Source organism: Citrobacter sp. FP75 (genome assembly GCF_018342065.1).
Taxonomy (GTDB): Bacteria; Pseudomonadota; Gammaproteobacteria; order Enterobacterales; family Enterobacteriaceae; genus Citrobacter.
In genome coordinates, this window is sequence record NZ_JAFDOE010000001.1 from 207,529 (window position 1) to 231,159 (window position 23,631).

Below are 23,631 nucleotides of genomic sequence, written 5' to 3' on the forward strand. Positions count from 1 at the left end.
TGATTAAAAAGGATTAATGATGAAAATTGTAATTGCGCCAGATTCATTTAAAGAGAGCTTAAGCGCTGACCAATGCTGCCAGGCAATTAAAGCCGGGTTTTCAGCCATATTCCCGGATGCGGAATATATTTGTTTGCCGGTAGCTGATGGTGGAGAAGGAACCGTGGATGCGATGGTGGCGGCAACAGGGGGAAAATTTATCTCTGTGGAAGTTTGCGGGCCGATGGGCGAAAAAGTCATGGGATTTTATGGCCTGACCGGTGACGGAAAGACCGCAATTATTGAAATGGCGGCGGCGAGTGGGCTGATGCTGGTCGAACCGCAGGCGCGCAATCCGCTACTGGCCACAAGCTACGGCACCGGCGAGCTGATTCGCCATGCGCTGGATGCCGGTATTCGTCATATTATTCTTGGTATTGGCGGGAGTGCCACGGTTGATGGCGGTATAGGGATGGCTCAGGCGCTTGGCGTTCGTTTTCTGGATGCGCAAGGTGCGTCATTAAATGCAGGTGGCGTTAGCTTGTCTCGCCTTGCGAGCATCGACCTGCAACAGTGCGATCCACGGCTGAAAACGTGTCGCATTGACGTTGCCTGTGACGTTGATAATCCGCTGGTTGGTCCGCGCGGTGCTGCAAGGGTGTTCGCTCCGCAGAAAGGGGCGACACCTGAGATGGTTGAGATGCTGGAAGAAGGGTTACTTAACTATGCCCGTGTGCTGCAAACGCTGACTGGTGAGGATGTTGCTCAGGTGCCGGGGGGCGGAGCGGCTGGAGGAATGGGGATTGCTGCGGTTATCTTCCTGCGGGCTAACATGAAACCAGGCATTGAGATTGTGTTGCAGGCCGTACAGCTGGAGCAATCCATCAAAGACGCGGCGCTGGTTATCACCGGCGAAGGGCGTATTGATTCGCAAACGGTCGGTGGCAAAGCGCCAATCGGCGTGGCGTCGGTGGCCATGCAGCATCATGTTCCCGTTATTGGTATCGCAGGGGTGTTGGGGGAAGGCGTAGAGGTGGTTCACGACCATGGTATTGATGCGGTATTCAGCATTTTGCCGCGACTCGCGCCATTAGCGGAAGTGTTGGCGAGCGGCGAAACCAATCTCTATCACTGCGCGCGTAACATCGCCTGTGCGATGAAACTGGGCCAGGCTATGAATCATCGCTGAGCATAAAAAAAGCCACGGTATACACCGTGGCAAAACCCAACATAGCTAAATAAAAAAGTATCAGGCGGGCCGTACGCCTTAGATCTCAACATCGCGGTTGCAATCTTTGGAATAGATGTAGCTGAATGCTTCACCACGACCCACGCCGTATCCGGCCTGCAGGGAATAAGCGCCCATAAAAATGTAGTCGCCTTTTTTCACCGGTATCCACTGATTGTCGAGGTTATAAACCCCCTGTCCTGAAAGAATATAAGCACCGTGTTCCTGGACGTGCGTTTCGATATAACCGTGGCTGGCGCCCGGCTCGAACGACAGAATGTGCATATTCATATCGAAGCCCAATTCTTTCGGCAGGAAATCCAGCAGGATCACGTCATCCATACCTTCATAATGAATACGTTCTAACTGATTGGCGTTACCGGAAACCAGCCACGGCGAATGACCTGCTGCTGGTGTATAACGACGTTTGTATAAAAATAACTGGCTGTCCTCAGCCTGGGCGTTGCTAAAGGTGAGCAGCTCGCCCGGCGGGCAATAAAGATATCCGCCCTGAGTTAAAGAGAACGTTTTACCTTCCGCTTTTGTCTCAATTTTGCCGGAAATAACATAAACGAACGTTTCAATGCCTTCGCCGCCGAAACCGCTCTGGTTGCCACCTTTCTGGTGCACCGTCACCAGATAATCAACAAACGATGCGCCCAGTTTTGGCGTTGAGAGGATGGTGACGTCACAGTTTTCAAAACCCGGAATGATATTTTTAACCAGTCCATCGGGGGTTAAGAGGGCGAAGTTACCGTGTTTTACAATTGCACGGTTAGCCAGTAAATCATCGCGGTAACCCGTGACGTTATTCAGATATCCCATTGTTGACTCCTTATTTCTGCCAGGCAAGTTGATGAAGCATTAATGCCAGAGTTTTGACCCCTTCGGCAAGGTCGTTAATATTTGTGCGTTCAGCGGGGTTATGGCTGATGCCGTTAATGCTGGGCATGAAAATCATGCAGGTCGGCACACGGGGAGCGAAAATCTGCGCATCGTGACCCGCGCCGCTGTGCATCACCCGGTAGTTCAGTTGCTCCTTTTCACACAGTTCGGTGAGGGTGGCGACCAGTTTGCTGTCCATCGGGACCGGCGTTTCATCCATCCACAAATCGATATCAATGCCGATATCCATTTCGTCGCAGATGGCGCGCATGTCATTTTCCAGCTGCTGAGTAAAATCACGCAGCACTTCGGCGTCGGTATGACGGCAATCGATGGTGAAGGTCGTTTTTCCTGGCACCACGTTGACGGTGTTTGGCTGCGGCTCAACTTTGCCAAAGGTCAGTACCAGAGGATCGCCATGTTTTTTGGCTTTCTCAATCGACTGACTACAGATACGGCTGAAGGCGTAAACAGTGTCACGACGATAGCTCAGCGGCGTTGTCCCCGCATGGTTGGACTCGCCGTTTAGCGTGACCGTATAGCGACGCTGACCGACAATCGCGCTGACGACCCCGATGGACTGACCATTGCTTTCAAGCACGCACCCTTGCTCGATGTGCAATTCAACAAAGGCTTTGATGTCATTGCGTGCGTGGAGCGGTTCTGCGGGGAGGGTAAAGCCGCAGGCGTTCATTGCATCACCAAATCGTGTACCTTTAGCGTCCTGAATGTTGCGGACGTCATCGGGATTTGCCAGCCCGAAAATGTTCTTGCTGCCCCAGAAGACATACGGGAAACGGCTGCCTTCTTCTTCTGCCATCGAGACCACTTCGACCGTTTTCAGCGGTGCGCCGTAGGTGGTCTTAAGCCAGTCAATCGCTAACCACGCCGCCAGCGCGCCAAACTGGCCGTCAAGATTGCCGCCGTTGACGACGGTATCAATATGCGAGCCGCTTAAAATGACCTGTTCCGGGGATTCGCTCCCGCGCAGGCGACCGTATAAATTGCCCACTTCATCAAAGCGCGTTTCCAGGCCGCTGGCACCCATACGCTTTTTAAATTGCTGCTGTGTTTCAAGCCATTCTGGCGAATACAGCAGTCGCGTCATCCCACCTGTAGGATCTGCGCCAAAGGAAGAGAGCCAGGGAAGAGATTCTTCTATTGCATGACGAAAATGATTAATCATATGAAATTCCTGTTTCAATAATTATTGCGCAAAGGGATTCTTTGTTTCGTATGACTTGATATAGAGATCATCGGAAATCAGGTATTGATAAATATCATCAACAATGTCGATGCCATGAACGGCAGCATTGCGTTGATTAATATCTTGATCCTGTCCGGGGTAATAAACCTGTTTAAAACCAGGCGCAGGGGTAACGGCATTTAACTCTTGCATGGTTTGACTGAGATGCTGACGAAATAATTGGCTGGAGGAGAAAAACTCGGGGTTAATCACTAAATGCAGTTGGCCTAAATTACGTCCAGCATGGAGGTCTTCATACATAGAACTGACCTGACGACCAAACGGTAATCCCAGCAGAATCCCGGATAACACATCGATCATCATCATCAGACCATAGCCTTTTGGTCCGGCTGCGGGAAGCAACGCATTAACCGTAAAAGGATCGGTTGTAGGTGCGCCATTTTTATCGACAGCCCAGGTATCCGGGATCGGTTCGTTGCGTGAGCGGGCATCCAGAACTTTGCCCCAGGCCTGCACCGTCGTCGCCATATCAAAGGTCATGATATCGTCGCCTTCCCCTGGCGCTGCGAAGGCTAGCGGATTGGTACCGTAGTAAATATCCGCGCCACCGAACGGGACGACCATCGGATCGGACTGGCAAATGGAGAGGCCAATCAGGCCTGCGCGGGCGGCTTGTTGCACAAAGTAAGAAATGGCTCCGCTGTGCCCCATTCGGCTAATTCCGACAACGGCGACACCATTTTTTTTAGCAATTTCAATTGCATGCTCCATACCCATCATTGCTGCGACTTGCCCGGCGGCATTATCGGCATGCAAAATCGCTGTGCAGGGACCGGTATTTTCAAAACGAAATGTGGGTTCGCGGTTGGTGCCGCCTTTTGAAATGCGCTCGGCATAGTATTCAACGCGTACGGCGCCATGAGAATGAATGCCTCTGGCATCGGCATAGACCAATACTTCGGCAACCGTTGCGGCGTGCTCACGTTTTAGTCCGGCCTTGCAAAGCTTATTCTCGATAAGCTGGTGGAGTGTTTCCCGACTGATTTTCATCTGTCTTCCTTTTTAACGACGGTGTGAAGCATGACTGCTGTTAACATACCGGGAAAATAAATCTAATATGTGATCCAGACAGACAAAAAAATATAGTTAGAATTTATTTGATAATCAGTGCTGATTTGCCTTTTATTTTTAAATAAATAATGCCGTTAGAAAATAACATGTAATACTCGGGTGGTTATTAAAATTCTTTTGCTAATAGTCTGTGTGTGATGCCAGTCACTCTATTTGTGATGTTGGATATATACCTTGAGTTCCACATTAACACTACTCGTGCAATTGCCATGGGTGCAATTATTAAGGGGTTGTTATGATTCACGCCTTTATTAAAAAAGGGTGTTTTCAGGACTCTGTCAGTTTAATGATTATTTCACGCAAGCTGAGTGAGTCCGAAAATGTAGACGATGTATCGGTCATGATGGGAACGCCAGCGAATAAATCATTGCTGGAAACGACCGGATTCTGGCATGACGATTTTAATCAGGCGACGCCGAATGATATTTGCGTGGCTATTCGTACTGAAGCGGCAGATGAAAGTATTACCCAGGCCATTTTGCAGCAACTGGATGAGTCGTTGCAGCAGCTGGCGCAGGCAACCGGGGGGAGCCAAGCGCTATTGCAGGTCAGACGCTGGGAAAGCGCGTGTCAGAAATTGCCTGAAGCGAATATGACGTTAATTTCTGTGGCGGGCGAATATGCGGCTGAACTGGCGAACCAGGCGCTGGATCGCAACCTGAACGTCATGATGTTCTCCGACAACGTCACGCTGGAAGATGAAATTAATCTGAAACGGCGTGCACAAGATAAAGGCCTGCTGGTGATGGGGCCCGATTGTGGAACCGCCATGATCGCTGGTACGCCGCTGGCTTTTGCCAACGTGATGCCGGAAGGCAGCATCGGCGTCATAGGCGCCTCCGGCACAGGGATCCAGGAGCTCTGTTCACAGATAGCACTGACCGGGGAAGGCATCACTCACGCCATCGGTCTGGGTGGACGCGACCTGAGCGCTGAGGTGGGGGGAATTAGCGCACTTACCGCGCTGGATATGCTCGGTGCGGATGATAAAAGTCAGGTGCTGGCTTTTGTGTCTAAACCGCCGGCGGAAGCCGTTCGCCAGCGTATTGTCACGGCGATGAAAGCCACGGGTAAACCCGTTGTGGCCCTGTTTTTAGGTTACACCAGCGCAGCGGCCCGCGATGAGAACGTCTGGTTTGCATCAACGCTGGATGATGCGGCCCGTCTCGCCTGTTTGCTGGCACGCGTCACGGCGCGACGTGGCGCGCTTTCTGCCACGGGGGATGGCCTTATTCGGGGGCTCTATACCGGAGGAACGCTGGCTGCCGAAGCGGCGGGTTTGCTGGCCGCAAACCTTAACGTTGCTGCGGATGCACAACACCATCACGGCATGATGTTGGATGCCGCCGGGCATCAAGTCATCGACCTCGGGGATGATTTTTACACCGTCGGGCGGCCGCATCCGATGATCGACCCTGCGTTACGTAATCAGCTTATTACGGATTTGGGTTCGCAGCCGCAGGTGCGGGTGCTGCTGGTGGATGTCGTGGTTGGTTACGGGGCGACAGCAGATCCTGCGGCATCACTGGTTCAGGCCTGGCAAAAGGCATGTACTGCCCGAGACATCGACCAACCGCTGTTTGCGATTGCAACGGTGACAGGTACAGAACGTGATCCGCAGTGTCGTTCACTGCAAATCGCCACGCTGGAAGATGCTGGTATCGCCGTGGTGAGTTCACTGCCGGAGGCTACTTTGCTTGCCGCCGAACTGATTCGACCGTCTCAACCGTTATCTCATCAATCCGCACCTTCGCTACTGGAAAAAGTCGCGGTTATTAATGCCGGGTTACGCAGTTTTGCACTGGATTTGCAGGCAGCAGAAAAGCCTGTGGTGCATTACCAGTGGGCGCCTGTCGCTGGCGGTAACAAAAAACTGGCTCGTTTATTAGAACGTTTGCAATAAGGGGTTCCAATGTTTACATCAGTGGCACAAGCCAATACTGCAGTAATCGAACAAATTCGTCGTGCGCGCCCGCACTGGCTGGATGTGCAACCCGCGTCCTCGTTAATCAGTGAACTTAATGAAGGAAAAACGCTGCTTCATGCGGGACCGCCAATGCGCTGGCAAGAGATGACCGGCCCGATGAAAGGGGCCTGCATTGGTGCATGCCTGTTTGAAGGGTGGGCCCATGACGAAATGAGCGCACTGGCATTACTGGAGCAGGGGAAAGTCAATTTTATACCTTGCCATCACGTTAACGCCGTGGGGCCAATGGGTGGGATCACTTCTGCCAGCATGCCGATGTTGGTGGTGGAAAACATCACAGAAGGGAACCGCGCTTACTGCAATCTCAATGAAGGCATTGGCAAGGTGATGCGCTTCGGTGCGTACGGCGAGGATGTTCAGCAGCGCTTACGCTGGATGCGCGATGTTCTGATGCCGGTCTTAAGCGCTGCATTGGGGACGTTGGAACAGGGTATTGATCTGACTGCCATGATGGCGCAGGGCATCACGATGGGCGACGAGTTCCATCAGCGCAACATTGCCTCTTCAGCCCTGCTGATGCGTACGCTGGCACCGCAAATTGCTCGTCTGCAACATGATAAGCAGCAGATTGCTGAAGTGATGGATTTCCTCAGCGTAACCGACCAGTTCTTCCTCAACCTGGCGATGGCTTACTGTAAAGCGGCGATGGACGCCGGAGCGATGGTGCGTTCTGGCAGTATTGTGACGGCGATGACCCGTAATGGCAACATGTTCGGGATTCGCGTGAGTGGACTTGGCGATCGCTGGTTTGCCGCACCTGTTAACACCCCGCAGGGACTGTTCTTTACTGGTTTTTCGCAGGAACAGGCCAACCCGGATATGGGCGATAGCGCCATCACCGAAACGTTTGGCATTGGTGGTGCAGCGATGATCGCCGCACCAGGCGTCACGCGTTTTGTCGGTGCGGGAGGGATGGAAGCGGCGAAATCTGTCTCCGAGGAGATGGCGGAAATCTATCTGGAGCGCAATATGCAGTTGCAGATCCCCGGCTGGGATTTCCAGGGGGCTTGCCTGGGACTCGATATCCGTCGCGTGGTCGAAACGGGGATTACGCCGCTGATCAATACCGGTATTGCGCATAAAGAGGCTGGTATTGGCCAGATTGGCGCGGGAACCGTCCGTGCGCCGTTGGCCTGTTTTGAGCTGGCTCTGGAAGCGCTGGCTGAAAGCATGGGCATTAGCTAAAAGGAGCGCGCATGATGATCATCCATCCTCTGCTGGCCAGCCAGCAGTCCCCGGATTTCCGCCAGTCCTGGCAATTGTCTGGCGTATGGCGACGCGCGATTAATCTCGTGGCCAAAGGCGGCGCACTGTTGACGTTGCACCGCCAGGGGAGCGGCTTTAGCCCGGCAGGATGGGTGATCCGTACGCATGATTTTGATGCGCTGCGTGCGGCGTTACGTGGAAACGAAACTCCTCTGGCTGTGCCTGGTGGGATCCAGTTGGGGTCATTTTTGCTGTGCCAGCCGCAGCGCTGCTGTTCGTTGAGAATCACTTCCCGGCCACATTCCCCGCGCCTTGCACCCGCCTGGATGGCTCGCGGCGAGGAAACGGGATTGTTCGGGCCGTTAATGTTGGCGGCAAACCAGCCTTTGTGCCCCGAACTACGCCAGTTCCGCCACTGCTTTTTCTCGGCGCTTGCCGGGTTGTCGACAGACTGGCGACAGTGGTTAGGCAAGGGGCCCGGGTTAACGCCCAGCCATGATGACACGTTGACTGGCATGCTGCTGGCGGCCTGGCATTTCGGCGCGCTGAATAAGGTTTCCGGGCACCGTTTCTTTAATTACTCCGGCAACCTTGAGCAGGCGACGACTGTGGTTAGCGTGAGCTACTTGCGCTACGCGGCAGCAGGTTACTTCGCTTCACCTTTACTCCACTTCACCCATGCTCTGCGTCGCCAGGAAAGGCTGGATGCGGCGATAAATTCGCTGCTGGCGCTTGGGCATACCTCCGGCGCAGACACTCTGTTGGGGTTCTGGATTGGACAACAAATCATAGAAGGATAGGGAATGAAAACGCTGGTTGTTGCTCTCGGTGGCAACGCATTATTGCAGCGCGGCGAGGCGCTGACGGCACAAAATCAGTATCGCAATATTGCCACTGCCGTACCTGCGCTGGCACGTCTGGCGCGCACATATCGCCTGGCTATCGTCCATGGCAACGGGCCGCAGGTTGGCCTGCTGTCGTTACAGAATCTTGCCTGGAAGGAGGTTGAGCCTTATCCATTAGATGTGCTGGTGGCCGAGACGCAGGGCATGATTGGTTATATGTTGGCCCAGAGCCTGACCGCAGAACCGGAGATGCCGCCAGTCACCACGGTGTTAACGCGGATTGTGGTGTCAGAGGACGATCCTGCGTTTATGGCACCGGAAAAATTTATCGGCCCGGTATATTTGCCCGAAGAACAAACGCAACTGGAAGCGACCTACGGCTGGCATATGAAGCGTGACGGAAAATACCTGCGGCGCGTTGTTGCCTCGCCAGAACCTCGGCAGATTGTAGAAAGCGATGCCATTAAGCTCTTACTCAAAGAAGGGCATGTGGTGATTTGCAGCGGGGGCGGTGGCGTGCCCGTCACTGGCGAAGGATTAGGGTCTGAAGCGGTCATTGATAAGGATCTGGCGGCGGCGTTGCTGGCCGAGCAAATCGATGCCGATGGTCTGGTCATTCTGACCGATGCCGATGCGGTCTATGAAAACTGGGGGACGCCGGAACAGCGCGCGATTCGTCAGGCTTCTCCTGATGAACTGGCGCCGTTTGCTAAAGCCGATGGTTCAATGGGGCCAAAGGTCACCGCCGTCAGTGGATATGTGAAACGCCGCGGGAAACCGGCATGGATTGGCGCGCTGTCACGCATTGAAGATACGCTGGCGGGCAAAGCCGGAACCTGTATCCGTCTGTAAAAAAACGGGGCGTGTGTATACCCGCCCCGTGTCTTCTTATTTCAGTTTTGATTGCGCCCAGATAATACTGCTGGCGTATTCCGGCGGTAGCAGGGGAATCAGCGCTTCCAGCGTCGCGCTCAGGCGAGCGGTATCGCTGTCGGTCAGGTTCAGGTGACCGACCTTGCGACCTTCGCGCACGTCTTTGTCGTACCAGTGCAGATGCACCAGCGGCAGCTTCAGCCAGTCATAGTTCAGGTCGCTACCAATCAGGTTTACCATCACCGAAGGATTATTCACCACCGGCGTCGGTAACGGCAGGTTGGTAATGGCGCGCAGATGCAGCTCAAACTGGCTGATGCTGGCGCCGTTCTGTGTCCAGTGCCCGCTGTTGTGCACGCGCGGGGCCAGTTCGTTGATCAGCAAGCCTTCCGGGGTGATAAAGCACTCCATCGCCATCACGCCGACATACCCCAGTTCCTGCATAATGGCGGACAGCATCGCCTCGGCCTGTGCCTGCTGTCTGGCGTTAGCCTGCGGGAAGACCACGCTGGTGCGCAGAATGCCGTCCTGATGCAAGTTATGGGTCAGCGGATAGAAGACGGTGCTGCCGTCGCGCGCGCGGGCACCCACCAGCGACACTTCGCCAGAGAAGTTGATCCCTCGCTCGACGATGCACTCGCCGTAGCAGTCATCCGGCAGTTGTTCGGTTTCATGGGCGCGCAAACGCCACTGCCCGCGGCCATCGTAGCCACCGACGCGGCGTTTGACGATCGCCAGCTCGCCGAGTTTATCGAATACCGCAGACCATTCGTCTTTGTTTGCCAGCAGTTGCCACGGCGCGGTCGCGAGGCCGAGCTTGTCGAAAAGCTGCTTTTGCGTCAGACGGTCGGCAATAATCGGGAAAACGTCGCGGTTCACAAACGCCGGATGACGCGCCAGTTCGCGGGTTAGCGCCGTTTCCGGCCAGCGTTCAATCTCGGCGGTAATCACGCTTTGCTGAAAGGGAACGGCAGCGGGCTCAGCATCCAGCCCAACGGGCCAGACCGCAATCCCCAGCGGCTCACCGGCCTGGCGCAGCATGCGTCCTAGCTGACCGTTACCGAGTACGCAAACCTGCTTCATGCCGCACCTCGTGGGTCCGGGTTTTCCAGCACCTCATCGGTTTGCGCTTTACGCCAGTCATGTAGACGCTGATGCAGTTCTTTATCGTGTGTCGCCAGAATTTGTGCTGCCAGCAGGGCCGCATTCGCCGCACCCGCTTTGCCGATAGCCAGCGTCCCGACCGGAATGCCGCGCGGCATTTGCACGATGGAATAGAGGCTGTCGACACCGCTCAGCGCTGCGCTTTGCACCGGAACGCCTAATACCGGCACCAGCGTTTTTGCCGCAATCATTCCCGGCAGATGTGCTGCACCGCCTGCGCCCGCAATAATCACCTGATAGCCGTTCTCTTCAGCGTTTTCGGCGAAGCTGAACAGCTTGTCTGGGGTGCGGTGAGCGGAGACGACTTCAACATGATGCGGAACGTTCAGGATTTCGAAGATTTCGGCGGCGAACTGCATGGTAGCCCAGTCGCTTTTGGACCCCATCACGATGGCGACACGCGCCGGATTATTGCGGGAAGACATGCGTCTGAAAACTCCTGTGGTGCACAACACTCGACTTTTGAGGACACAGAGAATAGCATGTTTCAATCTCAAGGAAAACGATTGCGCACTTTACACTTCACTCTTCAAACTGCCTCTTTGTTGGCTGCATCTGCTCACCCCAGTCACTTACTTATGTAAGCTCCAGGGGACTCACAGATTTGCCGCCTCGATGCATCTCGAATAGTTTTGTGTAAATATCTGCAGAATTAAAACGGAAACGCGATCAGCTCAACGTCGTCTGGCGTGACCTTAACCATTGAACCTTCGGTGTGCCATGCGCCTAATACCACGCGGAAAGCGGGTTGGTGGTTGGCCGTCAGTTCATGCACTGCCGGACGATGGGTATGACCGTGAACCAGCCACTGCGTCTGATGTTTTTCCATCTCTGCAACCACGGCCTGCGGATTAACGTCCATGATCTCCAGCGATTTGTTGCTGTTGGCGGCAAGGCTTCCGGCGCGCATCTTTGCGGCAATGCGTTGGCGAACGAATAGCGGCAGGGCGAGAAACAGCGTTTGTAGCCAGGGTTGATGTACTTTGGCGCGAAACGCCTGATAGCCTGCGTCGTCGGTGCACAAGGTGTCGCCATGCATGATCAGTACTTTACGGCCATACAGGTCGAGCACTTTTTCCTGTGGCAACAGGGTCATGCCACTCTTACGGGCAAACCGTTTACCAAGCAGAAAATCACGGTTGCCGTGAATGAAGAAGCAGGGGACGCCGGAGTCAGCCAGCGCTTTTATCGCGGTGGCTATTTCATGATGCAGCGGGTTGGGGTCGTCGTCGCCTATCCAGGCTTCGAACAGATCGCCAAGAATGTATAGCGCATCGGCTGTTCGTGCCTCACCGGCTAAAAAACGCAGAAAACCGGCGGTGATCGCCGGTTCTTCCGTGCAGAGGTGAAGATCTGCAATAAACAGTGTCGCCACGATTACTCGCTGACGGTCACGTTTTCGATAATAACGTCTTCTTTCGGTACGTCCTGGTGCATGCCGCTGCGGCCGGTGGAAACGTTTTTGATTTTATCAACCACGTCCATGCCTTCAACCACTTCAGCAAACACACAGTAACCCCAGCCCTGCATACTTTCGCTGGAGAAGTTCAGGAAGTCGTTGTCGGCAACGTTGATGAAGAACTGCGCCGTTGCGGAGTGCGGAGCCTGAGTACGGGCCATCGCCAGCGTACCACGGGTATTTTTCAGACCGTTGTTCGCTTCGTTTTTGATAGCTTCTTTGGTTTCTTTTTGCTTCATGCCGGGTTCAAAACCGCCGCCCTGGATCATGAAACCGTTAATAACACGGTGGAAAATAGTGTTGTTATAGAAACCTTCGCGGCAGTAGTCCAGGAAGTTTTTAACTGTTTCAGGCGCTTTATCATCAAACGTTTTGATTACGATATCGCCGTGATTAGTGTGGAAAGTAACCATTTTTGCATCCTGTTCCGATAGAGTGGTGCTTCGACCCCGTTAAGGGTCAGAGTTAGGGGGGTGTTATAGCATAACCGCAAGCTGCGATCACCTCGCAAAGTGTGCTGCTTCCAGTCCCAATTATGGGTATTATACAGACTTTGTTATCCACACACGTCTACACGGAATCTTCGATGTTAAAAATCTTTAATACACTGACGCGCCAAAAAGAGGAATTCAAACCCATTCATGCCGGGGAAGTCGGCATGTACGTGTGTGGTATTACCGTTTACGATCTCTGTCATATTGGTCACGGACGTACCTTCGTTTCTTTCGACGTGGTTGCGCGCTACCTGCGCTTCCTCGGCTATAAACTGAAGTACGTGCGCAACATTACCGATATCGACGACAAAATCATTAAGCGCGCTAATGAAAATGGCGAGAGTTTTGTGGCGCTGGTCGACAGGATGATCGCGGAAATGCACAACGATTTTGATGCGTTGAATATTCTGCGCCCGGATCTTGAACCGCGTGCTACGCATCATATTGCGGAAATTATTGAAATTACCGAACAGCTGATCGCCAAAGGTCATGCCTATGTAGCCGATAACGGCGACGTGATGTTCGACGTACCGACTGACCCGCACTACGGTCAGCTGTCGCGCCAGGATCTGGATCAACTGCAGGCGGGTGCCCGCGTGGATGTTGTTGATGTGAAGCGTAACCCGATGGACTTCGTGCTGTGGAAGATGTCCAAAGAGGGCGAGCCGAGCTGGCCGTCACCGTGGGGGGCGGGCCGTCCTGGCTGGCACATTGAGTGCTCGGCGATGAACTGCAAACAGCTGGGCAACCATTTCGATATTCACGGCGGCGGCTCTGACCTGATGTTCCCGCATCATGAGAACGAAATCGCACAGTCCACCTGTGCGCACGACGGCGAATACGTTAACTACTGGATGCACTCCGGGATGGTGATGGTTGACCGTGAGAAAATGTCCAAATCACTGGGCAACTTCTTTACCGTGCGCGACGTGCTGAAATACTACGACGCCGAAACCATTCGCTACTTCCTGATGTCCGGCCACTATCGTAGCCAACTGAACTACAGCGAAGAGAACCTGAAGCAGGCGCGATCTGCGCTGGAGCGTCTGTACACCGCGCTACGCGGCACCGACAAGTCCGTTGCCCCTGCCGGTGGTGAAGCCTTTGAAGCGCGTTTCATTGAAGCGATGGACGACGACTTCAATACGCCGGAAGCCTACTCCGTGCTGTTTGATATGGCGCGTGAGGTTAACCGTCTGAAGGGCGAAGATATGGCCGCGGCCAACGCTATGGCTGCGCATCTGCGTAAGCTGTCCGGCGTACTGGGCCTGCTGGAGCAGGATCCGGAAGCGTTCCTGCAAAGCGGCGCGCAGGCGGATGACGGTGAAGTCGCCGAAATTGAAGCGTTAATCCAACAGCGCTTAGATGCCCGTAAAGCGAAAGACTGGGCGGCGGCAGATGCGGCGCGTGACCGTCTCAACGAGATGGGCATTGTGCTGGAAGACGGCCCGCAAGGCACCACCTGGCGTCGTAAGTAATTATTTTTACAGGCCGTTCTGTTTGAACGGCCTTTTTACTTTTTGGCTTCAGGCGAAAGATACACGCACACCGATGCTCCTAAATTCTGATGCTCACATTCAGGTATTGCTCGGCTGTAATGAGCGATAAAGCGAATCACACTATCCCCACTGTTTAGTCCTACCTTTCCCGCTTGCAACAATTCCTCAGGTTGATCGTCGGTGAAAACGTTGGCGGCGAAGAGCTTCGCGCCTAATCGTTCAAAACTGCTGGCCCTAACGACAGAAGGTTGGTAATCATGGCGCTGCAGCCAGCGGCGAGCGTCATCACGTGACCAGATATTGCTATCATTTGCGCGAGCAAAAACCTCAAGCAACCAGCCGTTCGAGTTCTGATAGGGGCCGGAAAAGGGCCAGGCAATTAGGTTGTAGCGGGGACTGTGGAAGAGATTAAGCTTAATTGAGCTTTGCAGGAGCGTTTGCAGCGCCGTGGCAAGTTCTGTACGAGGGCGCAAAACCGCAATTTGCTGATTTACCAAATTATCTGCCAGAAACTCATACAGACCTTGTATATAGAGTGCTGACTCGGCGGTTTCGCAGGTATTCAGATTATGGTAAACCCGCCAATTACCGTCTGGCTGGCGCATGGCATAGCCGGCATGTGACCAGGTCAAATGTCGACTCGACATATCTTGTCCCTGACGCACAAGAATGGCGAGCGTCTCGGGTTGGCTATTAAGCTGTTGTTTGAGCTTTAGCGCCTGATCCATCGTTGCAGCGATGCTTTCCGGTGTGTGGGTTTTCTGGCCGCAGTTTGTGCTGTCTGCATAAGCGTTGAGTGAGCAAACGATGAGCCAGAAGGCAAAAATGAATGGCTTCATTTTACGGGGACCGTCTGGTTGCTGGAGAGGCCCGCATCATCATTATTCACCATATGGGCAAGGACTTTCCCCTCTTTTTTCAAATAAGCGCCAGTCCCTTCCTGCGTTTTTTCCAGCGTGATTTTATCCCCCGCCTTAAGGTTGCCCTCTTGAACGACATTCAGCGGCACCTCCATTTTTACCTCTTTGTTATCTGGGGCTTTCGCTGTTATGTGTGCAGTTTTTTGTTTTTTATTTTCAGTAACAGAGCCGATTATTAAGTTTAGCGGGAGCAGTACCGGAGAAAGAATAATTCCGCTAACCAACGCAGAACTGCCCACGCTGACAACGGCAGACGATGCTGCGTACCAGCCTGATGCCGACATTTCTTCACTGTGGCTGACATGAGAAAATGCGAAATACATCAGTGCGACAGTGAGTGTCTTTTTGTGCATATTGATTCCTTTTAATATGATTTTTTAAGTAGCCATACACATAATACAAAAATACTTCCCGGTAGCCACACCCATAATAATTCCGAAATAATCACCTGATGCCCGTAAGGGGTCGCGTAGCGTGATAGCGCAAACGGCGCGACCTTAATCACCTGCCATGGTGCAAAGAAGCGTTCATCTGACCAGGGCCACAGCCAGCCAACGCCTTTTCCTCCGGTCGTTACCGAATCCAGCAGGCTGTGAGACAGCAGTGAAACTGTCAGGAATAACCAGCAGCGAACCAGCCCGGCTTTAAACCATCGTCGGCCAATCATTACGCACAGCAGCGGCACCACAAAGGCGAACAGCAGCGAGTGGGTAAATCCACGGTGACCAAACACGTTGCCGTAGGCGATGCCGAACTTAAACGACAGGACGTCGGCGTCAGGCAGCATTGCCAGCACAACCCCGGCAAACAATAAGCGTGGTGGAATGGCTTTGAGCCCCAGACCCAATCCTAAGCAAAGAGGTACGGCTGCGTGGGTAACGATGGTTGGCATGATGGTCGCTTCGAATGAGAAAACAACATGCTAACAGCCTGCTGTGAAGTGAAGGTGAAGTTAATTATCTGAAAATTCGGGGGGACGGGCCGGATGCGGTGTTAACCGCTATCCGGCACCTGGGATCATGCCACGACGTTAATGCTCTGACCTTCAAAGCTCACGGTTTGTCCGGCAACGATTTTGCAGCGCTTGCGCGTTTCTACAACACCATCGACCTTCACCAACCCTTCGCCAATGGCGATTTTTGCCTGGGCGCCGCTTTCGCTCCAGCCTTCCAGCTTCAGCAGATCGCAGAGTTCAACGTGTGGGTGTTTACCCAGTGAAAATGTGGCCATCTTAAACGTCCTTTACATCATGATATTCAACACACGCCTGCAGCGTGTTTTCGATAAGTGTAGCGACGGTCATCGGGCCAACGCCACCCGGCACCGGTGTAATATACGAGGCACGCGCAGCGGCATCTTCAAAGACCACATCGCCAACAACCTTGCCATTCTCCAGACGGTTGATGCCGACATCAATCACAATCGCACCTTCTTTGATCCATTCACCGGGAATAAAGCCCGGTTTGCCGACGGCGACAATCAGCAGGTCAGCATGCTCAACGTGGTGACGCAGATCTTTGGTGAAGCGATGGGTTACCGTGGTGGTACAACCCGCCAGCAGCAGTTCCATGCTCATCGGGCGACCGACAATATTTGAAGCGCCAATCACCACGGCATTCAGGCCGTAGGTATCAATGTTGTAACGCTCAAGCAGGGTCACAATGCCGCGTGGCGTACACGGACGCAGGCGCGGTGCACGTTGACACAGGCGACCGACGTTATACGGGTGGAAGCCGTCGACGTCTTTATCCGGCGCAATGCGTTCGAGCACCTTGACGTTGTCGATACCCGCCGGTAACGGTAGCTGGACCAGGATACCGTCGATGGCTGCATCCGCATTGAGCGTATCGATGAGCTCAAGAAGTTCCGCCTCACTGGTGGTTTCAGGCAGGTCATAGGAGCGGGAGACGAACCCCACTTCGTCGCAGGCTTTGCGTTTACTCGCGACGTAAATCTGCGAAGCCGGGTTGCTACCTACCAGCACAACAGCCAGGCCTGGGGCGCGTAATCCAGCCGCTAAACGCGCCTGAACTTTTTGAGCAACCTCAGAGCGTACCTGCTGCGCAATCGTTTTACCGTCAATAATCTTTGCTGCCATCAGAGAGAGGATTCCGTCTGTTACGTTAAATCGAAGGGGATGCCACTATTTTGTCAGAAGCGCAGCGTGCTGTCAGTTTTCGTTTGCATTTTTAGGTGAGATTTGACGCGGCATGTTGTGGCAATGCAGGAGAGACAGAAGGTGAAAGCATTGCAATGATTAATGAGCATGCTAATTAAAATTAACCATAATGAAACAACTCATCACCCTTCTGTTTTCATGGGTAATGCTTCATAAACCAGACTGTTACGTACTATTGTGACGGTGTTTAAGTAATATTTACCCAGACTTTTCTTAGATCTCAATAAGAATTAGCCGGGGCCATTGCAAGTATTTGCAGGTATTTTTCATTAATTGAAATGTTTAATTTATCCCGGTGACGAATTGTCATATTCGTAAAGATTAATTAGTGAATCTCGTGCTCAGGAGAGTTGGAGTCAAGAATCGCTAATTCTCTTTCGATATATATCTTTACAGGACGCAGAGATAATTTGCCTGACATTTAATGTCGATAATGATTCAAACGGATCCGGCAGGATACCGGAACCGGATGTGTGTAATTCAAGGGAAAACCATGAAACGTAAATTAATTAACTCTTCTGTTATTGCCAGCCTGATGTTAGTGGCAGGTGCCGCAGTCGCAGCAGATCCGGTTAGTGTGAGCGGCGGTACCGTTCATTTTGAAGGTGAACTGGTCAATGCAGCCTGTGCGGTGAGTACTCAGTCAGCCGATCAGGTGGTGACATTAGGGCAGTATCGTACCGCCAGCTTTGCCGCAGTGGGTGATACCACGGCACAGATTCCATTCTCCATCGTGCTGAATGACTGCGATCCTGCCGTTGCCGCGACGGCAGCCGTGGCTTTCTCTGGCCAGGCGGATGCCACCAACTCGGCTCTGCTGGCTGTTTCTTCAGGGAATAACACCACCACCGCTGGCGGTGTAGGTATCGAGATTCTGGACAACGCGTCTACTGCGCTGAAACCTGATGGCGCGACCTTCTCTACTGCCCAGGCGCTGGTAGAAGGCACCAACACCCTGCGTTTCTCCGCACGTTATAAAGCGACTGCTGCAAGCGCCACGCCAGGCCAGGCAAACGCTGATGCTACCTTCATCATGAAATACGAATAAGCCGTTCTGATTTGCGCAAGGAAGACGACAGCCTCAATGGATGAGGCAATATCCGGGGATGATAAGGGATGAGGCAAATAACTTACAAAGGCATGGCGCTGGCGGGAATGCTGTGCGTAATGCCTGCGCTTGCACAGACGGTAATACTGGAAAGCGGTCGCCTCCACCTGCGTGGGCAGTTCGTCAATGGGGCCTGTACGGTTGCGGCCGATAGCCAGAGCTTGCGGGTGCAGATGGGGCAATATCGCACCAATGCATTCGGCGAACCGGGGAGTTTTGCCTCGACCAGCGTGCCGTTTTCGCTGCGCTTAACATCCTGTAACGCCGACGTTTATGACCATGTTGGGATTGCGTTTGCTGGCGTCACACCCGCAGAAGATCCGCAGGTTTTTCTGGCCAGCGGCGATGCGTCTGCGGCCTCGGGTATTGGTCTGGCATTATTTGATGAAGGGCAAAGACAAATTATTCCGAACGCGCTGCCGCTTCATTATGCCCCTATTTTAACGCAGGAAATGACGTTCCATTTCACCGCTCGCTATCGGGCCGTCTCGGAAAATATCACTCCGGGAACGCTTCGTTCAGACGTGTGGTTTACGTTGGTCTATCCCTGATTTATTTGCCAACGATAATCACACTAAAGGTATTTGTAGCCATGTTTAATTATCTTAAATCAGGTTTTATTATTATTTTCGCCTTATTTGCTTCCGGTAGCGTACAGGCTGCCGGAGGAATTGCATTAGGCGCCACCCGCGTTATTTATCCAGCTGAGGCTAAGCAAACTTCTCTGGCTATTAGCAACAGCGATACCCAAGAACGTTTCCTGGTTAATTCATGGATTGAGAATAGCGCAGGTGTTAAAGAAAAAGCATTTGTGGTAACGCCGCCGCTGTTTGTCAGCGAGCCCAAAAGCGAAAATACGCTGCGTATCATCTATGCCGGACAGCCGCTGCCCACCGACCGTGAATCACTGTTCTGGATGAACGTGAAGGCGATTCCGTCAGTCAATAAAAACAGTCTTGAAGGTAAAAACGTTCTGCAACTGGCGATCCTGTCACGCATTAAACTCTTTGTCCGACCGAATAACCTGCCGCAAATACCGGAAGACGCACCCGGCATGCTGCAATTTTCTCGTTCCGGCAACCAGTTGAAAATTACGAATCCGTCAGCCTATTACGTCACGCTGGTCAACCTCAATGTGGGAAAAACGAAGGTTGATAACGTCATGGTGGCACCGAAAAACGCGACGCAGATCCTGTTGCCTGCAGGCGTTCAGGGCAGTGTGACGTTCCAGACGGTCAATGATTACGGCGCAGTGACCCCCGCCAAAACGGTCAGCGTGCGTTGAGAAAACGATGAATAAGACAACGTATTTACCTGGCCTGTTACCGGGGTTTACGCCACCGCTAGCGGGCGTGGCGTTGTCCACGCTGGCAGCGGTATTTCCGCTATCAGGCCACGGGGAAAGCTATTTTAACCCTGCATTTTTATCTGCGGATACGGCGTCCGTGGCGGATTTGTCGCGTTTTGAAAAAGGTAATCACCAACCTGAAGGCGTCTACCGTGTGGATATCTGGCGCAATGATGAGTTTATTGCCACCCAGGATGTCCATTTTGCCACCAGTACAGCTAAAACCGGCGAGAAATCCGGTGGGCTAATGCCGTGCTTTGGTCTCGACTGGGTTAAGCGTCTGGGCGTTAACACCGCGGCGTTTCCGGCGCTCAATCAGGACCCGAACAGCACCTGTATTAATTTGCCTGAGGCGATCCCGGGTAGCGAAATCGCCTTCGATTTCTCTGCACTGCGCCTGAATATCAGTTTGCCGCAGGCCAGTATGCTGAACAGCGCGCGAGGCTACATCCCACCAGAGGAGTGGGATGAAGGCATTCCGGCGGCGCTGGTGAACTACAGCTTTACTGGCAGTCGCGGGAGCGACTCTGACAGCTATTTCTTAAGCATGCTGAGTGGTCTGAACTATGGCCCCTGGCGGCTTAGAAACAACGGTGCCTGGAGTTATTCCAAAGGCGACGGATACCACTCGCAGAGCTGGAAAAACATCGGGACCTGGCTTCAGCGCGCCATTATCCCGCTGAAGGGCGAGCTGGTGATGGGCGACAGCAACACTGGCAACGACGTCTTTGACAGCGTCGGGTTTCGCGGGGCGCGGCTTTACTCCTCAGACAGCATGTATCCGGATAGCTTGCAGGGGTATGCGCCCACGGTTCGCGGCATTGCCCGTACTGCGGCGAAGCTGACCATCCGCCAGAACGGCTATGTTATCTACCAAAGCTATGTGTCGCCAGGGGCGTTCTCGATTACCGACCTCAACCCTACGTCGTCCAGTGGTGACCTTGAAGTGACGGTGGATGAAAAAGATGGTAGCCAGCAGCGCTATACGGTGCCGTACTCCACGGTTCCACTGTTACAGCGCGAAGGGCGCATGAAGTATGACCTGGTGGCCGGGGATTTCCGCAGCGGCAACAGCCAGCAGTCATCTCCGTTTTTCGTTCAGGGCACGTTGATCGCCGGGCTGCCCGATGGGTACACCGCCTATGGCGGCACACAGCTGGCCTCTCGTTACAGCGCGTTGGTGTTTGGTACCGGGCGTAATTTGGGCGACTGGGGCGCGGTCTCCGTCGATTTAACCCATGCGCGCAGCCAGCTGGCGGATGACAGCACTCACCAGGGGCAATCGCTGCGTTTCCTGTACGCAAAATCACTGAATAATGTGGGCACCAACTTCCAGCTGTTGGGATATCGCTACTCAACGCGCGGGTTTTATACCCTCGATGACGTAGCGTATCGCAATATGGAAGGTTACGAGTACGAATATGACAGTGAAGGCAATCGTCATAAGGTGCCGGTGGTACAGAGCTATCACAATCTGAGCTACAGCAAAAAAGGCCGTTTTCAGATCAATATCTCGCAGAATCTCGGGGACTACGGATCGCTGTATGTCTCGGGGAGTCAGCAAACCTACTGGAATACGTCTGATACCAACACCTGGTATCAGCTCGGCTATGCCAGCGGCTGGCAGGGGATTAGCTATTCGCTCTCCTGGTCGTGGAATGAATCGGTAGGGATTGCCGACACCGACAGGATTCTGGCCTTCAATATGTCGGTGCCGTTCAGCCTGCTGACCGGGCGGCGCTATACGCGTGATAACGCGCTTGATCGCACCTATGCCACCTTCAATGCTAACCGTAATAGCAACGGACAAAACAGCTGGCAGAGCGGGATTGGCGGTACGTTGCTTGACGGGCGCAACCTGAGCTACAGCGTGAATCAGGGTCACAGTAGCACCAATGGTTACAGCGGTAGCGCCAGCGCAAACTGGCAGGCGGCCTATGGCACGCTAGGCATGGGATACAACTACGATCGCGACCAGCATGACTATAACTGGCAACTCTCCGGTGGCGTGATAGGACATGCGGACGGCATCACCCTCAGCCAGCCTCTGGGTGATACCAACGTGCTGATTAAAGCCCCTGGCGCCCAGGGCGTAAGGATAGAGAACCAGACCGGCGTGCAGACTGACTGGCGCGGTTACGCGGTCATGCCGTACGCCACCGTCTATCGCTACAACCGCGTGGCGCTGGATACCAATTCAATGAACAACCATACCGATGTGGAAAATAACGTCAGCAGCGTGGTGCCGACGCAGGGGGCGCTGGTGAGGGCGGCGTTTGATACGCGTATTGGCGTGCGAGCGTTGATCACGGTTCAACTGGCTGGAAAACCCGTGCCGTTCGGTTCAATTGTACGTGAAACCGTCAGCGGTGTGACCAGCATGGTGGGGGAAGACGGACAAATCTACCTGAGCGGACTGCCGCTGAAAGGCGAGCTGCTGATCCAGTGGGGCGAAGGCGCGAACGCGCGCTGCATGGCGCACTATGCCTTGCCTGAAGAGAGTCTGAAACAAGCGGTGACGCTCACCAATGTGACCTGCGAACGCCCGTCGGCATGAAAGGAATAATACGATGAAACGACAAACTGGTTTGTTACTCGGGAGCGCTTTACTGCTCCTGGCGAATTCGTCATGGGCAACGGTCTGCCAGAATTCGAACGGAACGCCGACGGATGTTTTTTACGACCTGTCGAATGTCTTTAACAGCAGTAACAACCATCCCGGACAGGTGGTGACATTGCCGGAAAAGTCCGGCTGGATTGGCGTCAATGCCACCTGTCCGGCCGGGACGACGGTGGATTACACCTATCGCAGCTATGTGACGGATCTTCCGGTGCAAAGCACCGAAGGGGGCTTTCAGTATCTGAAGCTCAATGACTACCTGCTGGGGGCCATGAGCATTACCGACAGCTACGCCGGGCTGTTTTATCCTCCACGAAATGATATTCGTATGGGGACTCACCCGAACGTACCCAAGCAGAAGCCCTTTGGCGTAATGGATTCAAAGTTGGTATTCAAATTAAAAGTGATTCGCTCATTTATTAACATGGTGCCGATCCCCCGGCAAACGATGTTCAGGGTCTATGTCACGACCAGCACCGGCGATGCCCTGAGTATGCCAGTGTACACCATCAGCTATAGCGGTAAGGTCGAAGTACCACAAAACTGCGAAGTGAATGCCGGGCAGGTTGTTGAATTTGATTTCGGTGATATCGGTGCCTCGCTATTTAGCAAGGCCGGGGCGGGTAATCGGCCAGAAGGCGTCAACCCACAAACCAAAACCATAGCGATAAAATGCACCAATGTCGCCGCGCAAGCCTACCTGACCATGCGCGTAGAGGCCGAAAAATCCTCCGGGCAAATGATGGTATCGGACAACGCCGATTTAGGTTTCATCGTTGCCGACAGCAGCGGCGTGCCGCTGACGCCTAACAACCTGTCCAGCACGATTCCGTTTCGCCTGGATGATAACGCCGCAGCAAGTGTCAGCATCCGGGCATGGCCGGTTAGCGTGACGGGTAATAAACCGGCGGAAGGGCCATTTACCGCCCGTGGATATCTGCGAGTGGATTATGAATAAGAGGAGAACACGGGGCATTCGCACACTGTTGGTGGCCGCAGTCGCGCTGTCATTCAGCTCGTTAAGCCGGGCGGATACCTCGTTGGGTGAGATCAATATTGAGCTGCGCGGGAACGTGGTGGACTTCACCTGTGTCGTGATTGCCGGCGACAGCAATAAATACGTGGATCTGGGCACCTGGCCGACAAAGCAGCTGAAAACCAGCGGCGATAGTACTCAACCGATCTCTTTTTCGCTAAAGCTGGAAGGCTGCCCGCCAGGGTCGGCATCAATCACCTTTTCCGGCACGCCAGCAGCAGGCACCACGCTACTGGCGCTGGATGATACGGTGATGGCACAAAAGGTGGCGATTGAACTGCGTGACAGCGATCGCACGCGATTGCCGCTCGAACAGGCCAGCCAGAAGGTGGCAATTGATGATAATGGCAATGCCACGCTGACCTTTTTCGCGAACTATATTGCTATAGCGGATGGAGTTCAGCCTGGACTTGCCAGGGCCGATGCGACGTTTATGATCAACTATAACTAACAACCTACTCCC

General features: G+C 53.6%; 23 protein-coding genes and 1 pseudogene. 12 read left to right on the top strand and 12 right to left on the bottom strand.

Going from position 1 to position 23,631, the window contains the following annotated elements; translation table 11 throughout:
- The first annotated feature begins 19 nt into the window (after positions 1-19).
- Positions 20-1,168 carry a glycerate 3-kinase gene (gene glxK, locus JQ822_RS00965; RefSeq protein WP_213131898.1) on the top strand — a complete coding sequence of 383 codons (1,149 nt, stop codon included), beginning with the start codon at positions 20-22 and terminating at the stop codon, positions 1,166-1,168.
- A gap of 78 nt (positions 1,169-1,246) precedes the next feature.
- On the opposite strand, the gene allE is transcribed toward glxK, so the two are convergent.
- From allE to allD, 3 genes are read right to left on the bottom strand one after another with little or no spacing between them, the layout of a single operon-like run.
- Positions 1,247-2,032 carry a (S)-ureidoglycine aminohydrolase gene (gene allE, locus JQ822_RS00970; RefSeq protein ID WP_213131899.1) on the bottom strand — a complete coding sequence of 262 codons (786 nt, stop codon included), beginning with the start codon at positions 2,030-2,032 and terminating at the stop codon, positions 1,247-1,249.
- Between the two features lie 10 nt (positions 2,033-2,042).
- Positions 2,043-3,278 carry an allantoate deiminase gene (gene allC, locus JQ822_RS00975; protein ID WP_213131900.1) on the bottom strand — a complete coding sequence of 412 codons (1,236 nt, stop codon included), beginning with the start codon at positions 3,276-3,278 and terminating at the stop codon, positions 2,043-2,045.
- A gap of 21 nt (positions 3,279-3,299) precedes the next feature.
- The gene (gene allD, locus JQ822_RS00980; RefSeq protein ID WP_213131901.1) at positions 3,300-4,349 is read right to left on the bottom strand and encodes an ureidoglycolate dehydrogenase; all 1,050 of its coding nucleotides are present in this window, start codon (positions 4,347-4,349) and stop codon (positions 3,300-3,302) included.
- Positions 4,350-4,665: 316 nt separating this feature from the next.
- On the opposite strand from allD, the gene JQ822_RS00985 reads away from it, so the two are divergent.
- From JQ822_RS00985 to JQ822_RS01000, 4 genes are read left to right on the top strand one after another with little or no spacing between them, the layout of a single operon-like run.
- Positions 4,666-6,333 (top strand): acyl-CoA synthetase FdrA, encoded by a 1,668-nt coding sequence (locus JQ822_RS00985; protein ID WP_213131902.1) that lies wholly within the window; start codon positions 4,666-4,668, stop codon positions 6,331-6,333.
- Between the two features lie 9 nt (positions 6,334-6,342).
- Complete coding sequence (locus tag JQ822_RS00990; RefSeq protein ID WP_213131903.1) at positions 6,343-7,602, top strand: DUF1116 domain-containing protein; 1,260 nt, start codon at positions 6,343-6,345, stop codon at positions 7,600-7,602.
- Between the two features lie 11 nt (positions 7,603-7,613).
- Positions 7,614-8,423: a DUF2877 domain-containing protein gene (locus JQ822_RS00995; protein ID WP_213131904.1), complete on the top strand. Its 810-nt coding sequence runs from the start codon at positions 7,614-7,616 to the stop codon at positions 8,421-8,423.
- Between the two features lie 3 nt (positions 8,424-8,426).
- Positions 8,427-9,320, top strand: a complete 894-nt coding sequence (locus JQ822_RS01000; RefSeq protein WP_213131905.1) for a carbamate kinase — start codon at positions 8,427-8,429, stop codon at positions 9,318-9,320.
- A gap of 36 nt (positions 9,321-9,356) precedes the next feature.
- Here JQ822_RS01000 and purK read toward each other — a convergent pair whose 3' ends face one another.
- The 4 genes from purK to ppiB all read right to left on the bottom strand — a co-directional run bounded on the left by purK (position 9,357) and on the right by ppiB (position 12,377).
- Positions 9,357-10,424: a 5-(carboxyamino)imidazole ribonucleotide synthase gene (purK, locus tag JQ822_RS01005; RefSeq protein WP_213131906.1), complete on the bottom strand. Its 1,068-nt coding sequence runs from the start codon at positions 10,422-10,424 to the stop codon at positions 9,357-9,359.
- Complete coding sequence (purE, locus tag JQ822_RS01010; RefSeq protein WP_213131907.1) at positions 10,421-10,930, bottom strand: 5-(carboxyamino)imidazole ribonucleotide mutase; 510 nt, start codon at positions 10,928-10,930, stop codon at positions 10,421-10,423. Before purE ends, purK begins: the two co-directional genes overlap by 4 nt.
- A gap of 227 nt (positions 10,931-11,157) precedes the next feature.
- On the bottom strand, positions 11,158-11,880 hold the full coding sequence (lpxH, locus tag JQ822_RS01015; RefSeq protein WP_213131908.1) for a UDP-2,3-diacylglucosamine diphosphatase: 723 nt from the start codon (positions 11,878-11,880) through the stop codon (positions 11,158-11,160).
- A gap of 2 nt (positions 11,881-11,882) precedes the next feature.
- Positions 11,883-12,377, bottom strand: coding sequence for a peptidylprolyl isomerase B (gene ppiB, locus JQ822_RS01020; RefSeq protein ID WP_213131909.1), 495 nt, complete (start codon positions 12,375-12,377; stop codon positions 11,883-11,885).
- 173 nt (positions 12,378-12,550) lie between these two features.
- Between ppiB and cysS the strand changes: the two genes are divergently transcribed.
- Positions 12,551-13,936 carry a cysteine--tRNA ligase gene (cysS, locus tag JQ822_RS01025; RefSeq protein ID WP_213131910.1) on the top strand — a complete coding sequence of 462 codons (1,386 nt, stop codon included), beginning with the start codon at positions 12,551-12,553 and terminating at the stop codon, positions 13,934-13,936.
- A gap of 35 nt (positions 13,937-13,971) precedes the next feature.
- Here the strand turns inward: cysS and JQ822_RS01030 are convergent, their stop codons facing one another.
- The 5 genes and pseudogenes from JQ822_RS01030 to folD form a co-directional block, all read right to left on the bottom strand.
- Complete coding sequence (locus JQ822_RS01030) at positions 13,972-14,796, bottom strand: DUF2145 domain-containing protein (RefSeq protein WP_213131911.1); 825 nt, start codon at positions 14,794-14,796, stop codon at positions 13,972-13,974.
- The gene (locus JQ822_RS01035; RefSeq protein WP_213131912.1) at positions 14,793-15,230 is read right to left on the bottom strand and encodes an STM0539 family protein; all 438 of its coding nucleotides are present in this window, start codon (positions 15,228-15,230) and stop codon (positions 14,793-14,795) included. Before JQ822_RS01035 ends, JQ822_RS01030 begins: the two co-directional genes overlap by 4 nt.
- A gap of 32 nt (positions 15,231-15,262) precedes the next feature.
- A pseudogene (locus JQ822_RS01040) lies at positions 15,263-15,769 on the bottom strand (metal-dependent hydrolase); the annotation flags it as partial.
- A gap of 125 nt (positions 15,770-15,894) precedes the next feature.
- Positions 15,895-16,107 carry a ribosome-associated protein YbcJ gene (gene ybcJ, locus JQ822_RS01045; RefSeq protein WP_096757997.1) on the bottom strand — a complete coding sequence of 71 codons (213 nt, stop codon included), beginning with the start codon at positions 16,105-16,107 and terminating at the stop codon, positions 15,895-15,897.
- Position 16,108: 1 nt separating this feature from the next.
- On the bottom strand, positions 16,109-16,975 hold the full coding sequence (folD, locus tag JQ822_RS01050) for a bifunctional methylenetetrahydrofolate dehydrogenase/methenyltetrahydrofolate cyclohydrolase FolD (RefSeq protein WP_213131914.1): 867 nt from the start codon (positions 16,973-16,975) through the stop codon (positions 16,109-16,111).
- A 574-nt stretch (positions 16,976-17,549) separates the two neighbouring features.
- On the opposite strand from folD, the gene fimA reads away from it, so the two are divergent.
- The 6 genes from fimA to sfmF all read left to right on the top strand — a co-directional run bounded on the left by fimA (position 17,550) and on the right by sfmF (position 23,619).
- Positions 17,550-18,104 carry a type 1 fimbrial major subunit FimA gene (gene fimA / locus JQ822_RS01055; protein ID WP_213131915.1) on the top strand — a complete coding sequence of 185 codons (555 nt, stop codon included), beginning with the start codon at positions 17,550-17,552 and terminating at the stop codon, positions 18,102-18,104.
- A 77-nt stretch (positions 18,105-18,181) separates the two neighbouring features.
- Complete coding sequence (gene fimI / locus JQ822_RS01060; RefSeq protein WP_213132948.1) at positions 18,182-18,715, top strand: type 1 fimbrial protein subunit FimI; 534 nt, start codon at positions 18,182-18,184, stop codon at positions 18,713-18,715.
- Positions 18,716-18,756: 41 nt separating this feature from the next.
- On the top strand, positions 18,757-19,449 hold the full coding sequence (fimC, locus tag JQ822_RS01065) for a type 1 fimbria chaperone FimC (protein WP_213131916.1): 693 nt from the start codon (positions 18,757-18,759) through the stop codon (positions 19,447-19,449).
- A gap of 7 nt (positions 19,450-19,456) precedes the next feature.
- Positions 19,457-22,069 carry a fimbrial biogenesis usher protein gene (locus JQ822_RS01070; RefSeq protein WP_213131917.1) on the top strand — a complete coding sequence of 871 codons (2,613 nt, stop codon included), beginning with the start codon at positions 19,457-19,459 and terminating at the stop codon, positions 22,067-22,069.
- A gap of 13 nt (positions 22,070-22,082) precedes the next feature.
- Positions 22,083-23,090, top strand: coding sequence for a type 1 fimbria D-mannose specific adhesin FimH (fimH, locus tag JQ822_RS01075; RefSeq protein WP_213131918.1), 1,008 nt, complete (start codon positions 22,083-22,085; stop codon positions 23,088-23,090).
- On the top strand, positions 23,083-23,619 hold the full coding sequence (gene sfmF, locus JQ822_RS01080) for a fimbria assembly protein (protein WP_213131919.1): 537 nt from the start codon (positions 23,083-23,085) through the stop codon (positions 23,617-23,619). Before fimH ends, sfmF begins: the two co-directional genes overlap by 8 nt.
- The last annotated feature ends 12 nt before the right edge of the window (positions 23,620-23,631 follow it).